We start from the raw sequence: 15,105 nt of genomic DNA, 5'->3' as shown, positions 1-15,105 counted from the left end.
CTCAGTCCCAGTGTGGCCGGTCACCCTCTCAGGCCGGCTACCCGTCGTAGGCTTGGTGAGCCATTACCTCACCAACAACCTGATAGGCCGCGAGTCCATCCTTGACCAAAAAATCTTTCCACCCCCACACCATGCGGTAAGAGGTCGTATCCGGTATTAGACGTCGTTTCCAACGCTTATCCCAGAGTCAAGGGCAGGTTACTCACGTGTTACTCACCCGTTCGCCACTAATCCGCTAAGCAAGCTCAGCATCATCGTTCGACTTGCATGTGTTAAGCACGCCGCCAGCGTTCGTCCTGAGCCAGGATCAAACTCTCCGTAAATGCTTACGCGCCACACCAACAACGGGAATCGAAGCCGGCATGACAAGTTTGATGCTGACAGAACAAATCATTACTGACTTGCTTGTCCGTGAAACACCCCAAAAAGATGCCCCACTAATTGTTTTTCCCAAAGGAACCCGAACACCAAAAAAGGTGTCACGGGGATTTGGCATTTGACAATGTGCACGCTGTTGAGTTCTCAAAGATCGGACGCACCCACACCAGAAACCCAGTCACAACAACCAGACCCGACACGAGGCAACTTCACAACCATAAACCATCGCCCACCACACAAAGCCCAAACACAACAAACACCAAACGGCATCCGCGGTTTTCTTCACATGGGAAACGGCCCCACTTGAGGCCAGAAAACAGAACCGCTTTCCGAACCTTTGGGGTGACAAGAAGAAACATTACGGGTATGTTTCGTGGCTGGCAAATAGACCGCGACACCCGGGCGTGTCGCCCCGGAAACGCGCGGAACTAGACGACGACAGCGCCCGCGAGGGTTTTCTTGCCGCGACGCAGAACCACGACGCCACCGGTAAGGGCAACGTCACCTGCGGTGAGCTGGTCGTTGTCGATCTTCACGTTGTTGGCATAGAGGCCACCCTGGGCGAGGGCACGCCGAGCCTCGCTGATCGTTGCGACGAGTTTGGTGTCGACAACGAGCTGCAGCAGTAGAGCATCCGGAGTCGTCTCGACGGTAGGGAGTTCGGCTAGAGCCTGGCGAAGAGCCTGCTCGGGGAGATCGGCGAGATCGCCCTGCCCGAAGAGTGCCGCGGCGGCGGCGATGGCGGCGTCGGTAGCGTCGGTTCCGTGAACGAGGGAGGTGACCTCGTAGGCGAGGGTGCGCTGCGCTTCGCGCCGGAACGGTTCGGTCGCAACGGCCTCCGCGAGCCGGTTCAGCTCGTCGCGAGTCAGGAACGTGAAGATCTTCAACCGTTCGAGGGCATCGGCATCGTCGGTGTTGAGCCAGAACTGGTAGAACGCGTACGGACTGGTGAGGGCGGGGTCGAGCCAGATGGCGTTGCCCTCGCTCTTACCGAACTTGGTGCCGTCGGAGTTCGTGATGAGGGGCGTGCCGATGGCGTGCACGCTCTGTTGCTCTGCGCGACGGATGAGGTCGGTGCCGCTGGTGAGGTTGCCCCACTGGTCGCTGCCACCCGTCTGCAGGCGGCAGCCGTAGGTGCGGTAGAGCTCGAGGTAGTCGAGGCCCTGCAGAATCTGGTAGCTGAACTCGGTGTAGCTGATGCCGGCGTCGGAGTTGAGACGGGCGCTCACCGCGTCTTTCTTCAGCATGGTGCCCACGCGAAAGTACTTGCCGATGTCGCGGAGGAAGTCGATGGCGCTGAGCGGGGCCGTCCAGTCGAGGTTGTTCACGAGCCGTGCTCTGCTGTCACCTTCGAAACTCAGAAACCTCGACACCTGAGCTTGCAGGTACCCAACCCATTCGGCGACGGTGTCGCGCGCGGTCAACGTGCGTTCGGCGGTCGGGCGTGGGTCTCCGATGAGACCGGTCGAGCCGCCCACGAGTGCCAACGGCTTGTGCCCGGCAAGTTGAAGGCGGCGCATAACGAGGATCTGCACAAGATTGCCGAGGTGAAGACTCGGGGCCGTCGGGTCGAACCCGCAGTAGAAGGTGATGGGCGCGCCGTCGAGCAGCGTCTTCAGCTCGGCTTCGTCTGTCGAGACGTGCACCAGGCCGCGCCACTTCAGCTCATCCCACACAGAGGAGAACGACGGGTCATTTTTCTGGGTAGACAGAGCTACCAACACTGGCTGAGGCACGGTTCACAGAGTACCAGTGGCACGCGTGATCAGTTATGATTAATTCTCAACTATGACTAAGGCTGAGCCGCGATGAAACAACACCACCCGTATGCCGTCATTCCCGTGGGGCTGGTCGGGGTGTTGACCGAGGGCGAGAACGAGGGCCAGAACGTGCTGGTGCTCGACGATCAGGAGGTGAGCGGTGGGTTTCTGGTGGAGCAGTGGGGTGGGCAGTGGGGTGGGCAGTCAGGCGGCCGGTCAGGTGGGCGCCGCACGACGTGGCTGTGCTGCCGGGCGCGTCTCGCCGAGTTCTTCGAGCGCGACGAATTCGATTCGCTCGAGTGGGAGACCTGACCCGACATCGAATGGGCGGAGAGCTATGCCGTCGGGGTGAAGGGGGCGAGCTTGGGGTGACGTTTGTAGGGCGAGACGGTGGGGTCGGAGGGGATGAAGAAGCGCCAGGGGTACGCGGGGGTGCCGCCCAGGCCGCCGAGACCCGTGCGGGCAGACGTCTCGAAGCGCGAGGGGTGGTCGGGCATCCGGAGACCGTATGGGGAAGCGAGAAGGGAGGCTCCCCCATCGGAGAGAGGGATGCCGAGGGCGCGGGTGAGGCGAGCGGGGCCGCGGGCGAGGTCACGAAGAGGTATCGCGTGGCCGCGGCGCTCGCGCGCGAGATCGAGGCCGTCGACGATCTCGCCGGCGCGGATCAGAACACCGCTCGCGATGCCGGCTGGCGAGCAGACGATGTTGGCGCAGGTGTGCATGCCGTAGGTGAAGTACGTGTAGAGGTGCAGGGGTTCGCCGAACATGACCGAGTTGGCGGGGGTCTGGCCGCGAAAGGAGTGTGAGCCCGGATCGGCGCCCACGCCGAGGTACGCCTCGACCTCAGTGATGCGGAGGGTCGTGGTGCCCTCAGCTGAGGTACGACTGAGCAGCGCTCCGAGCAGAAGGGGCGCCACCTCGACGGCGGGCCGGAGGAACAGGTCGGGGTCGGGAATCGAGGTGCCCGGCACGACTTCGGCAGACGCCATAGGGTCAGAAGAGCTTGATGCCCAGCGAGATGCAGACGATGACAGCCGCGACGAGAATGGCGACGAGAACGCTGGCGAGGGTCCAGAACATCCACGGCTTCAGCGGCTTGCGCCACCAGGGTGTCTTGTAGAGCGGGTGGTTTCGAATGTCTTGGTCGACTTTGGGCTTCTTGCCGCCCGATGTCTCGGGGCCGAGGCCGTCGGGCGAGCCGGAGCTGCTGCTGAGTGTCATGCTGTCGCCTTCGGGTGGTAGAGGAGGGGTTCATCGAGTGTGGGTGCGCCATCGGCAGCTGTGCCGGCCCCGGCACCGGCCACTGACTTCTGCAGGACGCGCACTTGGGCAGTGAGCGACGCGAGCTGTTCGGCAACACGCACACCGGCCGTGCCGCCGATGCCGTTGCGGCTCGCGATCGAGCCGGTGACGGTGACCACGTCGCGAACGGCGGGAGTGAGATGCACCGACACCGTTGTGAGCTGTTCGTCGGTGGGTTCGTGCAGTTCGAGCCCGTTCTGCTCACAGAACCGCACCAGATCTCCGCTGATCTCGTGCGCGTCACGGAAGGGCACGCCCTGCCTGACAAGCCATTCGGCCACGTCGGTCGCGAGCGAGAACCCCTGCGGTGCAAGCTCGGCCAGCCGGTCGGTGTTGAAGGTGAGCGACGCGACCATGCCGGTGAAAGCGGGCAGCAGCACCTCGAGTTGCTCGACCGAGTCGAAAACGGGCTCTTTGTCTTCCTGCAGATCACGGTTGTACGCCAGCGGCAGGCCCTTGAGGGTGGCGAGCAGGCCGGCGAGGTTGCCGATGAGGCGCCCCGACTTGCCCCGCGCCAACTCGGCGATGTCGGGGTTCTTTTTCTGCGGCATGATCGACGAGCCGGTGGAGTAGCCGTCGTGCAGCTTCACGAAGCCGAACTCGCGGGTGGCCCACACAATGATCTCCTCGGCGAAGCGCGAGAGATTGATGCCGATGAGGCTGGTGATGAAGGCGAACTCGGCGACCACGTCGCGACTCGCGGTGGCATCGATGGAGTTCAGCATGGGGCCGGCGGTGAGGCCGAGCTCTGACGCCACGAGAGCGGGGTCGAGGCCGAGCGAACTACCGGCCAGCGCGCCTGCACCGTAGGGCGAGGCGGATGCCCGGGCACTCCAGTCGCGCAGGCGTTCGAGATCGCGAACCAGCGGCCAGGCGTGCGCGAGCAGGTGGTGCGAGAGAAGCACCGGCTGCGCGTGCTGCAGGTGCGTGCGGCCCGGCATGGGGGCATCCGGATGCGCCGCGGCCTGCGAGGCGATGGCGTCGATGAGCTGAACGACGAGGTGGCCGAGCTCGCGGCCGTGGTCGAGGAGGTACAGCCGGATGAGCGTGGCGATCTGGTCGTTGCGGCTGCGACCCGCGCGCAGTTTGCCACCGAGCTCGGCGCCAGCTTCGGCGATGAGACCGCGTTCGAGGGCCGAGTGCACGTCTTCGTCGGATTCTGCCGCCGTGAAGTCGCCCACTTCGATCGACGCGGCCAGGCGGTCGAGCGCCGCTGTCATAGCCCCCAGCTCGTCGGGCGTCAGGTAGCCGGCCGCCGCCAACGCCGTGGCGTGCGCGCGGGAGCCGCTGATATCGTAGGGCCAGAGCTGCCAGTCGAAGTGGGTCGACTTGCTGAGGGCCAGCAGTTCTGGTGAGGGCCCGCTGGCGAACCGCCCACCCCAGAGGGCGCCCGCTTCACTCGCTCGATTGTCTGCCACGCTGTGCCTCGTGTGTTTCTTCAGTTGATGCAGTTACAGAGAAGTCGTGCCGCGAACCGGCGGGCCTGAAGACCCGTGGGTCTGTTGGCGGCGAAGTCGCGGCGTGGGTCTGAGTTTAGCGCCGCGACCCCGTGGGCCAGGAAGCACGCACGCCGCCGCCGCTCGTGTTGGCGCTGCCGCCAGCGCTACTGCTGGCGCAGGAGCCAGACGAGCAGCGCTTTCTGCGCGTGCAGGCGGTTCTCCGCCTCATCCCACACCACGCTCTGCGGGCCGTCGATGACGTCGGCCGCCACCTCGTACCCGCGGTCGGCCGGCAGGCAGTGCAGAAAGAGCGCATCGCTTTTGGCGTGCGCCATGAGTGCCTGGTCGACCTGGTAGCCACCGAACGTCTTCACGCGGGCGGCCTTCTCGTCTTCTTTGCCCATCGAAACCCAGGTGTCGGTGACCACGATGTCGGCGCCGGTGACGGCTTCGACGGGGTCGATGTAGGTGGCGGCCGAACCTCCGGTTGCCGCGGCGATGGCCTGGGCATCCTGAACCACGGTGGGGTCGGGTGAGTAGTCGACGGGCGCGGCGATGCGCACGTGCATGCCGGCCGTGGCGCAGGCGAGCAGGTACGACTGGCCCATGTTGCTGGCGCCGTCACCGAGGAAGGTCACCGTGAGCCCGGCGAGTTCGCCCCGATGCTCACGGATGGTGAGCAGGTCGGCAAGGAGCTGGCAGGGGTGAAAATCATCTGAGAGCGCATTGACGACCGGAACCGTCGTGCCCCGGGCCATGTCTTCGAGGCCGGCCTGAGCGTAGGTGCGCCACACGATAGCCGCGACCTGGCGTTCGAGAACCCTCGCGGTGTCGGTGGCCGTCTCTTTGCCACTCAATTGACTGTTTGCTGTGCTGATGATGAGGGGGCTGCCCCCCAGATCGGCGATGCCGACGGCGAACGAGACGCGGGTGCGGGTCGACGACTTGTCAAAGATGACGGCGACCGTCTGCGGGCCGGCAAGCGGCTTCTCGCTGAATCGGTCACGCTTCAGCACTGCCGCCAGGTCGAGAATCTCGGCCTGTTCGGCGGGTGAGAGGTCGTCGTCGCGCAGAAAGTGGCGGGTCATCGGGAGCCTTCGGGTCGGGCGGGCAGAAAGGGGCGGGCAGAAAGGGGCGGCCAGAGCGGGTCGGGCAGATCGGGTCAGACAGAAAGAACCAGAGTAGCGGTACCGCTACACCAGCGCGGGCATCGCGGCCAGGGCTCTGCTGAAGCGGGTGATGAAGGCATCCACTTCGAGGTCGCGGATGATCAGCGGCGGGGCCATGCGAATGGTCGACTCGTTGGCGGCGTTGATGATGAGTCCAGCATCCATTGCGGCTGCCACCAGCTGGTTCGCCACCGGCTCGGCCAGGCCGATGCCAATGAGCAGGCCCTGCCCGCGCAACTCGGTGATGAGAGGCGAGTTCAGGGCGGCGATGCGTTCGCGCAGCTGCACGCCGCGGCGCTCGGCGTTGCCGACGAGGTCGACCTCTTCGATGTAGGCGAGCACGGCATTGGCCGCAGCGGTGGCGAGCGGGTTTCCGCCGAACGTGCTGCCGTGCATTCCGCGCTGGTAGAGCTCGGATGCCCAGCCGAAGGTGACCAGGGCGCCGATGGGCACTCCCCCGGCCATGCCCTTTGCGATGGTGACGGCATCGGGTTTGATACCGGCGTGCTCGTAGGCGAACCAGCGACCGGTGCGGCCGACGCCCGTCTGAATCTCGTCGACGATGAGCAGCACGTGGTGCTTCTCGGTGAGCTCGCGTGCCCGGGCGAGGTAGCCCTCTGGCAGGTCGATTACGCCTGCCTCACCCTTGATGGGTTCGACGAAGAGCGCGGCCACGGTGCCGTCGAGGGCAGCTTCGAGCGCCTCGATGGTGGAGTCGATGTGCTCGACGCCACCCGGCATAGGCAGGAACGCTTCCTGCATGGTGGGCTTGCCGGTGAGGGCGAGCGAACCCATCGTGCGGCCGTGGAAGGCGTTCTTCAGCGCGAGAATTTTGGTGCGGCCATCGCGCGAGTTCAGGCGGGCCAGCTTGAAGGCGGCCTCATTCGCTTCGGCGCCCGAGTTGCAGAAGTAGGCCCGACCCTCGGGGCCGGCGCCGGTGATGCGCTTCAGGCGCTCGGCCAGCTCGAGCTGCGGGCGGGTCGAGAAGTAGTTCGAGACGTGCGCGAGGGTACTGACCTGGCGGGTGACGGCGTCGATGAGCACCGGATGCGCGTGGCCGAGCGAGTTGACGGCGATGCCGGCCAGAAAGTCGAGATATTCCTTCTCGTTCTCATCCCACACGAAGGCACCGCGACCGTGCGTGAGCATCGCCAGGGGCGTACCCATGGTGCGCATCATCGAGTTATTGAACGTGTCGATCCACGGGGTGGTCACGGGGTTTCCCTCTCAATTGAAATATGCGGTTCTGAAATGCCTGATTCGAGGCCGCGCACGACCTCGGTGCCGATGCCGCTCTGGGTGAACACCTCGAGCAGGATCGAGTGCGGGGTTCGGCCGTCGATGATCGCGGCCTTCGCCACTCCCCCATCGACCGCCTCGAGGCACGCCGCCATCTTCGGGATCATGCCCGACTCAAGGCTCGGCAGCAGGGCGCGCAGCTCTTCAGAGTCGATGACAGAGAGGAGCGAGTCTCGGTTCGGCCAGTCGGAGTAGAGGCCCGCAACGTCGGTGAGAATCACCAGCTTGGCTGCCCCGAGCGCTACGGCGAGTGCCGCAGCGGCCGCGTCGGCGTTGATGTTCAGCACCTGCCCCGGCTCGTCGCGGTCGGGCGCGATCGAGGAGATGACCGGGATACGGCCGGCCGCGATGTGCTCCAGCACGGCTTCGGGGTTCACTCCGACGACATCGCCCACCAGGCCGAGATCGACGGTCTCACCGTCGAGCTCGATCGTGCGGCGCTGGCCCTCGAACAGCCCGGCGTCTTCGCCCGAGATCGCCGTGGCGAGTGGGGCGTGTTCGTTGATGTGGCTGACGATGTCCCGGCTGATCTGCCCGGTGAGCACCATGCGAACGACATCCATCGCCTCGGGGCTGGTGACACGGTAGCCGCCACGGAACTCGCTCTCGATGCCGAGGCGGGCGAGCATCCGGGAGATCTGAGGGCCCCCGCCGTGCACAACGACCGGTCTGATGCCCGCGTAGCGCAGGTACACCATGTCTTCGGCGAAAGTGCGCTGCAGGTCGGGGTCGACCATCGCATTGCCGCCGAACTTGACGACCATGATCTGGTCGTGAAAGGCCTGCAGCCACGGCAGTGACTCGATGAGCGTTGCCGCCTTCGCGGCGGCGAGTTCGTGGTCGAGGGTCGTCATCAGCTGGCGTACGCGCTGTTCTCGTGCACGTAGTCGTGAGTGAGGTCGTTCGTGTAGATCGACGCGACCGCGTCACCCGAGTGCAGGTCGATGAGCACGGTGACGGCGCGCGGCGTGAGGTCGATGAGGTCGCGGTCTTCGAACGGCTCGCCCGCCTTGCAGATCATCACGCCGTTGATGGTGACGTCGATGTTGTAGGGGTCGAACGTTGCCTCGGCCTCGCTGACGGTGCCCACGGCAGCGAGCACACGGCCCCAGTTCGGGTCGTTACCGAAGATGGCGGCCTTGAACAGGTTGCTGCGCGATACCGAACGACCCACGGTCACGGCCTGGTCTTCGGCTTCGGCGTTGACCACGGTGATGGTGATGTCGTGGCTGGCCCCCTCGGCATCGGCCTGCAACTGCAGCGCGAGGTCGTGGCAGAGCCCGGTGAGGGCGGCCGTGAAGGTGGCTTCGTCGGGTACGACTCCGGATGCCCCACTCGCCATGAGCGTCACGGTGTCGTTGGTCGACATGCAGCCGTCGGAGTCGAGTCGGTCGAACGTCACTCTGGTTGCCGCGCGGAGGGCCCGGTCGAGGGCTGCCGCGGGCAGGTCGGCATCGGTCGTGATGACGACGAGCATGGTGGCGAGGCCGGGAGCGAGCATACCGGCGCCCTTCGCCATACCGCCGATCGACCATCCATCGCCCGCGGCGACCGACTGCTTCGCCTTCGTATCGGTAGTCATGATGGCGAGAGCCGCATCGGTGCCGCCATTCTGGGTGAGGGCGGCGACAACGCCCGGCACTCCCCCGACGACTCTGTCGCGAAAGACCTGGTCGCCGGTTCCGATGAGGCCGGTCGAGCACACGATCACGTCGCCGGCCGACACTGAGAGCGCTTCGGCCACCGCCTCGGCCGTGGCGTGGGTGGTCTGAAAGCCGAAGGTACCCGTGTAGCAGTTCGCTCCGCCCGAATTCAGGATGACCGCCAACACCGAGCCGTCACGAATGACCTGCTCAGACCAGAGAATCGGGTTGGCCTTGCAGCGGTTCGAGGTGAAGACGGCGGCGGCCGCGGTGCTCGGACCGCGATTGACCACCAGCGCGAGGTCGCGGTCTCCCGACGATTTGAGGCCGCGGGCGATGCCGGCCGCTTCGAATCCGGCGGGGGCTGTGACGCTCACGAAGGTACTCCTGGGGGTCTGGGGGCGGGCTGGAACGAAAGTGTGTGAAGCCAAACTGGCCGGGCCGAACGTCGGTGTTCACCGAGTGGGTGGGCCGAATGTGTGCGCACCGAACTCACGGGGCCAGGCCGTTCAGGGGCAGGCCCAGCGTCTCTGGCAGCCCCAGCGCGATGTTCGCCGACTGGATGGCCGCGCCCGCGGTGCCCTTCACGAGGTTGTCGATCGCGGTGACCGTGACCACGCGGTCGGCAGCCTCGTCGACGGCGATGCCGATGAGCGCGGTGTTGGCACCGATCACGTCGGACATGCTCGGAAACTGGCCCTCGGGCAGCACGTGCACAAACGGCTCGTCAGCGTAGGCGTTGACCCAGGCCGAACGCACGTCGTGGGCGCTGATGCCGGCGGCGAGCCGCGCGGTCGAGGTGGCGAGGATGCCACGGGCCGCGGGAATCAGCACCGGGGTAAACGACACCGTGACCTTCGTACCGGCGGCCGCGCTGAGGTTCTGCACGATCTCGGGGTTGTGTCGGTGGGTGCCGCCCACGGCGTACGCGCTGGCCGAGCCGAGAATCTCGCTCGCGAGCAGGTTCGTGCGGAGACTCTTGCCGGCGCCCGACGGCCCCACCGCAAGAACGGCCACGAGATCGACCGGCTGGATGACCCCGGCACGCAGACCCGGCGCGAGCCCGAGGCTGATAGCGGTCACGTTGCAACCGGGCACAGCGATGCGTTTCACACCGACGAGCTGTGAGCGCTGCTGCGCATGGTTCTCGATGAGAAGCTCGGGCAGGCCATAGGGCCACGCGCCGAAGAAGTCGCCGCCGTAGAACTTCGCCCAGTCGGCCTCATTGGTGAGCCGGTGATCGGCCCCGCAATCGACGACAAGGGTTTCAGGGTCGAGCGTTTCGGTGATCACGCCCGATTTACCATGCGGCAGCGCCAGAAACACGATGTCGTGCCCGTTCAGGGCAGCGGTCGTTGTCTCGCTGAGAACGAGGTCGCCGTACGAGCGCAGGTGCGGGTGCACCGCCAGCAACGGCTGGCCGGCATTGGTGTTCGCGGTCACGGTTCGCACCTCGAACTCGGGGTGATTCGCCAGGAGCCTCAAGAGCTCGCCACCCGCATACCCGCTTGCGCCCGCTACAGCAACCGAAAAAGACATGCCTCAAATCTACCGCGCCCACGAACGAGCGAAGCGCGCGGCGGTGATGCCTCCGCGCGCCACTCGCTACTCCCGAACGACCGCCCCGAACTGGCGCACAGCCTCTGCGACACCCGCGAGCCGCGAATCGCTCGCCTCGGCCGCGGTGAGGGTGCGGTCTGACGCGCGAAAACGCAAGGCGAACGTGAGCGACTTGTAGCCCTCGTCGATCCCCGTCGAACGGTAGTCATCAACGAGCCGGATGCTCTCGAGGAGCTCGCCCGCCCCGGCAGCCACCGCACGCTGAACTTCGCCGGCGGCCACCGTCTCGGCCACCACCAGCGAGACATCTTGCGTTGCCGCCGGGTACCCCGCCAGCGGAGTGGCCTCAACACTGCGTGCCGCAAGCTCGATGAGCGCGCTGAGGTCGATTTCGGCGACGGCCACGACGCGCGGCAGATGATACTGCTCAGCAAGAGCCGGCAGAAGTTCGCCCACGTAACCCACGAGCACCTCGTCACCGGTCGGCAGTGCCACGGTCACTTCGGCCGTTCGGCCCGGGTGCATCGCTGCGTGACTGCCCTGACGCACCGAGACGGGCACATCGAGCGCGTCGGCGAGCAGCCGCACGGTATCGAGAGCGTCGGCGACGCCCACGGGAATGGCGTTCTGGCCGGGCTGCTTGTCGACCGAGTTGCCAAGGAACAGCAGGCCAACGTGCCACGGCTGCGGCGGAATACTCGCGTTCAGTTCGGCGAGCGTCTCGGCAGAGGGCAAGCTGGCACCGAGTGGAACCTCGGTCACCCCGTAGGTCACACCTGGTTCGGGAAGGAAGACAGCACCGACCTCGAAGAGAGCGAGGTCGGTGAGACCGCGCGACAGGTTGCGCCGAGCGATGTCGATGAGCCCGGGCAGGGTCGACGTGCGAAGGAACGGCGATTCAGCGTCGAGTGGGTTGGCCAGCTTGATCGCGGTGACGGGGGAACCGTCGGCTGAGCCGAAGACGGTGTTCAGCTCGGCATTCACGAACGGCGAGCCAAGAACCTCGGTCGAACCGCTGGCGGCCAGAGTGTCGCCGGCGAGCCGTCGAAGCTTCTGCTCGCGGGTGAAACCTCGACCAGAGGGAGCCACCGGAATAATGCTCGGAATACGCGCGTACCCCACGATGCGCGCGACCTCTTCGGCCAGCGTCGCCTTGTGGGTGAGGTCGGGGCGCCAGCTCGGGGGCGCGACGAGCAGACCGTCGTGCGCGTACTCGAGCGTGGCACCGATCTCGATGAGCGAGTCGGTGATCTCGGCGTCGGTGTAGTCGACACCAACGAGGCTCGAGATGTACGCATCGGGCAAGAAGATGGGGGTGAGCTGTTCGTGCGCGTGATACCGAGAGCCGAGCGAGTCGGCGTGGCCGCCGGCGAGTTCTTCGATGAGCTGAACGGCTCGTGCCGCAGCAGCAGCAGCGACCTCGGGGTCGACTCCGCGTTCGAAACGTTTTGAGGCTTCGCTCGGCAGTTTGTGGCGCCGAACCGTGCGTGCGATGGTCACCGGGTCGAAGTTGGCCGCTTCGATGAGCACATCGACGGTTTCGTCGGTGATCTCGGTCGAGAGACCGCCCATCACCCCGGCCAGGCCGATCGCGCCACTGGCGTCGGCGATGACCAGGTCTTCACCGTCGAGTGTGCGCACGTGCGAGTCGAGCGTCGTCAGGGTCTCGCCGGGCTCAGCTCGGCGCACGACGATCGGGCCGTCGAGACGGTCGAGGTCGTACCCGTGCAGCGGCTGCCCGAGCTCGATCATGACGTAGTTCGTGATGTCGACCAGCAGCGAGACCGACCGGATGCCGGCGAGTTTCAGCCGCGCGATCATCCATGACGGGGTGGCGGCCGCAGCATCGACGCCGCGCACGACGCGCGTGACGAAAACGCTCGCGCCGACGCGGCCACGGATGGGTGCACGATCATCGATGGTCACCTCGACTCCCGAGTGGGCATCGAGATCGGCGGTGGCGCTCTGCAGCTCGACCGCGGGGTCACGGAACACCACGCCGGTGGCGTGCGCGTACTCGCGCGCGATTCCGCGGATGGAGAAGGCGTACCCGCGGTCAGGGGTGACGTTCACCTCTACTGCGGCGTCGTCGAGGCCGAGCAGGTTGAGCGCATCGGTGCCGACCTCGGGGTCGAGACCGAGGCTCGCGAGTCGCAGAATACCGTCGTGTTCTTCGCCGAGGCCGAGCTCACGCGCCGAGGCGATCATGCCGTCGGAGATGTGGCCGTAGGTCTTGCGGGCGGCGATGGCGAAGCCCCCGGGCAGAACGGCGCCGGGGAGGGTCACCACCACTTTGTCACCCACGAAGAAGTTCGGGGCTCCGCACACGATGCCCCGAACATCCGCCCCGCCGTCGGCAGCAGCGACGCCCGGTGGGGCCACTCGAACGCTGCACCAGCGGATGGTCTTGCCGTTCGTCTGGGGCTCTTCGGAGAATTCGAGCACCTCACCGACCACGACGGGGCCGTCGATGTCGAAGTCGTGGGAGCCCTCTTCTTCGAGCCCGACGCTCACCAGCGCAGCGTGGATGTCGTCGACCGACGTACCGACCGGAAGTTCGACGAACTCTGAGAGCCAACTAATGGGAATACGCATGAACCTAGACCACCATTCCGAACTGCTGGCTGAACCGCACGTCGCCCTCGACCATGTCGCGCATGTCGTTCAGGTTGTTGCGGAACTGCAGAGTTCGTTCAATACCGACACCGAAAGCGAAGCCCGAGTACTCGTCGGGGTCGATTCCGGCAGAACGAAGCACGTTCGGGTTGACCATGCCGCAGCCACCCCACTCGACCCACCGCGCGCCACCCTTCGCGCCTGGCTGCCAGACATCCATCTCGGCACTCGGTTCGGTGAACGGAAAATAGTTGGGGCGCAGGCGAATCTTGGCTTCGTCGCCGAACATCTGGCGCGCGAAGAACTCGAGCGTGCCGCGCAGGTGCGCCATAGTGAGGCCCTTGTCGACGGCGATGCCCTCGATCTGGCTGAAGACAGGGGTGTGCGTCGCGTCGAGTTCGTCGGTTCGGTACGTGCGGCCCGGCGCGATGACGTAGACGGGCAGCTCGCGCGTCAGCAGTGAGCGCACCTGAACCGGTGACGTGTGCGTGCGCAACAAGAGGTGCGATGAAACAGGCTCGACGAAGAATGTGTCTTGCATCGCGCGTGCCGGATGATCGGGGTCGAAGTTCAGCGCATCGAAGTTGAACCACTCGTTCTCGAGTTCGGGGCCCTCCGCCACCTCCCAGCCCATGCCGACGAAGATGTCGCCCACCTTGTCTTGAAGCAGCGACAGCGGATGACGCGCACCCAGCTTTTTGCGCACCGGCAGCGCCGTGACGTCGACCGCCTCCGCCGCGAGCTGCGCTGCACTCTCGAGCGCCACGACGTCGGCCTCTTTCGCCGCGAGAGCCTGGTTCACCCGGCCGCGCGCCTGCCCCATGAGCTTGCCGGCGGCAGCCTTCTGGTCGTTCGGGAGGCTCTTGAGCTGGCCGTTCAGCCGCGACAACGGCGACGCTTCGCCCGTGTGGGCGATGCGCACCGCCTTGAACGTGGCGGTGTCGCTGACGGCGTCGATGGCGGCCAGCGCGCTGGCAACCGCCTCGTTGACGGAATCTTCGGTGAGAACTACGGGAGTGGGATCTGACACGAGACACAAGTTTAGCGGCGATGCCGCGCCACGGCAGGCGCTCGGCACGACCTGTGGAAAGCCGGCCGAGCACGTGCCACTGGGGAGAACGGTCAGCGCGCCTCGTGCTGCGCGAACGCGCTCTCGTAGAGGCATACCGACGCCGCCGTGGCGAGGTTCATCGACTCGGCCTTGCCGTAGATGGGCACAGAGATGGAGCGGTCGGCGAACTTGAGGTCATCGTCGGTGAGCCCACGCGCCTCATTGCCGAACAACCATGCGGTCGGCGCTTCAAGCAACCCGGTTGAGCGGATCTCCAACAGGTTGTCGCCCTTGATATCAGCGGCGAGTACCTGCATACCGGCTTCGAGCGCGCGGCGGCGCACATCGGCAAGAGTCGCCTCGACAGCGACCGGCAGGTGAAAGAGCGAACCCGTCGTCGAACGCACGACCTTGGGGTTGTAGAGATCGACAGAACGACCCGTGAGAATCACGGCATCGGCACCGGCAGCATCCGCGGCCCGGATGATGGTGCCCGCGTTACCCGGGTCGCGCACCTCTTCGAGAATGGCGATGAGCTTCGGTTTCGCCGCGAAGATGTCTTTGATCGCGGTAGGAAACTGGTGGCAGACAGCGATGAAGCCCTGGGGCGTGACCGTGTCAGACATGGCCTCGAGCACCTGCTCAGAGACGAATTCGACATCGACGCCGGCATCCACCGCGGTCTGCGCGATGTCGGTGTACCGCTCGAGGGCGGTGGGGGTGGCGTAGAGCTCTACTACCAGTTGGGGACTGAAGGCAAGCGCCTCGGCAACCGCCTGCGGCCCCTCCAAGAGAAAGAGCCCGGTCTCAGACCGGGCTCCCTTCTTGGCAAGTTTGGCTACGGCCCGAACACGCGGTGAACGCGGATTATCAAGCATGTAACCAAGT

Annotated in this window: 13 protein-coding genes and 1 rRNA gene; 1 reads left to right on the top strand and 13 read right to left on the bottom strand. The window is 65.7% G+C overall.

The genetic code is table 11. The annotated features are described in order from the left end of the window. Both D4765_RS12520 and tyrS read right to left on the bottom strand, forming a co-directional pair. A 16S ribosomal RNA gene (locus D4765_RS12520) occupies positions 1-323 on the bottom strand; the annotation flags it as partial. Between the two features lie 483 nt (positions 324-806). After that, positions 807-2,114, bottom strand: a complete 1,308-nt coding sequence (gene tyrS / locus D4765_RS12515; RefSeq protein WP_237280408.1) for a tyrosine--tRNA ligase — start codon at positions 2,112-2,114, stop codon at positions 807-809. 72 nt (positions 2,115-2,186) lie between these two features. Here tyrS and D4765_RS12510 point away from each other — a divergent pair, with 72 nt between their 5' ends. Then, positions 2,187-2,450 carry a hypothetical protein gene (locus D4765_RS12510; RefSeq protein WP_136642638.1) on the top strand — a complete coding sequence of 88 codons (264 nt, stop codon included), beginning with the start codon at positions 2,187-2,189 and terminating at the stop codon, positions 2,448-2,450. Positions 2,451-2,473: 23 nt separating this feature from the next. On the opposite strand, the gene D4765_RS12505 is transcribed toward D4765_RS12510, so the two are convergent. The 11 genes from D4765_RS12505 to D4765_RS12455 form a co-directional block, all read right to left on the bottom strand. Then, entirely contained in the window at positions 2,474-3,127 is a 654-nt protein-coding gene (locus tag D4765_RS12505; RefSeq protein WP_136642637.1) for a DNA-3-methyladenine glycosylase, read from the bottom strand. 4 nt (positions 3,128-3,131) lie between these two features. After that, entirely contained in the window at positions 3,132-3,359 is a 228-nt protein-coding gene (locus tag D4765_RS12500; protein ID WP_136642636.1) for a hypothetical protein, read from the bottom strand. Next, a complete protein-coding gene (gene argH, locus D4765_RS12495; protein ID WP_136642635.1) occupies positions 3,356-4,858 on the bottom strand; it encodes an argininosuccinate lyase in 1,503 nt (500 codons plus the stop codon). The genes D4765_RS12500 and argH overlap by 4 nt, the downstream gene beginning before the upstream one ends. Positions 4,859-5,043: 185 nt before the next feature. Continuing rightward, positions 5,044-5,967, bottom strand: a complete 924-nt coding sequence (gene argF / locus D4765_RS12490; RefSeq protein ID WP_136642634.1) for an ornithine carbamoyltransferase — start codon at positions 5,965-5,967, stop codon at positions 5,044-5,046. 105 nt (positions 5,968-6,072) lie between these two features. Next, positions 6,073-7,263 carry an acetylornithine transaminase gene (locus D4765_RS12485; RefSeq protein ID WP_272898623.1) on the bottom strand — a complete coding sequence of 397 codons (1,191 nt, stop codon included), beginning with the start codon at positions 7,261-7,263 and terminating at the stop codon, positions 6,073-6,075. Further along, a complete protein-coding gene (argB, locus tag D4765_RS12480; protein WP_136642633.1) occupies positions 7,260-8,201 on the bottom strand; it encodes an acetylglutamate kinase in 942 nt (313 codons plus the stop codon). The genes D4765_RS12485 and argB overlap by 4 nt, the downstream gene beginning before the upstream one ends. Further along, entirely contained in the window at positions 8,201-9,367 is a 1,167-nt protein-coding gene (gene argJ / locus D4765_RS12475) for a bifunctional glutamate N-acetyltransferase/amino-acid acetyltransferase ArgJ (RefSeq protein WP_136642632.1), read from the bottom strand. The genes argB and argJ overlap by 1 nt, the downstream gene beginning before the upstream one ends. Positions 9,368-9,482: 115 nt before the next feature. Next, positions 9,483-10,529 (bottom strand): N-acetyl-gamma-glutamyl-phosphate reductase, encoded by a 1,047-nt coding sequence (argC, locus tag D4765_RS12470; protein WP_136642631.1) that lies wholly within the window; start codon positions 10,527-10,529, stop codon positions 9,483-9,485. 66 nt (positions 10,530-10,595) lie between these two features. Then, complete coding sequence (pheT, locus tag D4765_RS12465; protein ID WP_136642630.1) at positions 10,596-13,145, bottom strand: phenylalanine--tRNA ligase subunit beta; 2,550 nt, start codon at positions 13,143-13,145, stop codon at positions 10,596-10,598. Positions 13,146-13,149: 4 nt separating this feature from the next. Beyond that, complete coding sequence (gene pheS, locus D4765_RS12460; RefSeq protein WP_237280407.1) at positions 13,150-14,196, bottom strand: phenylalanine--tRNA ligase subunit alpha; 1,047 nt, start codon at positions 14,194-14,196, stop codon at positions 13,150-13,152. Positions 14,197-14,288: 92 nt separating this feature from the next. After that, complete coding sequence (locus tag D4765_RS12455; RefSeq protein WP_136642628.1) at positions 14,289-15,095, bottom strand: TrmH family RNA methyltransferase; 807 nt, start codon at positions 15,093-15,095, stop codon at positions 14,289-14,291. Positions 15,096-15,105 lie beyond the last annotated feature (10 nt).

Origin of the sequence: Subtercola vilae, assembly GCF_004923255.1 — a bacterium.
In the GTDB taxonomy this organism is placed as follows: domain Bacteria; phylum Actinomycetota; class Actinomycetes; order Actinomycetales; family Microbacteriaceae; genus Subtercola; species Subtercola vilae.
Note: the sequence above shows the minus strand (reverse complement) of the source record. Positions and strands in the feature narration are given on the sequence as shown.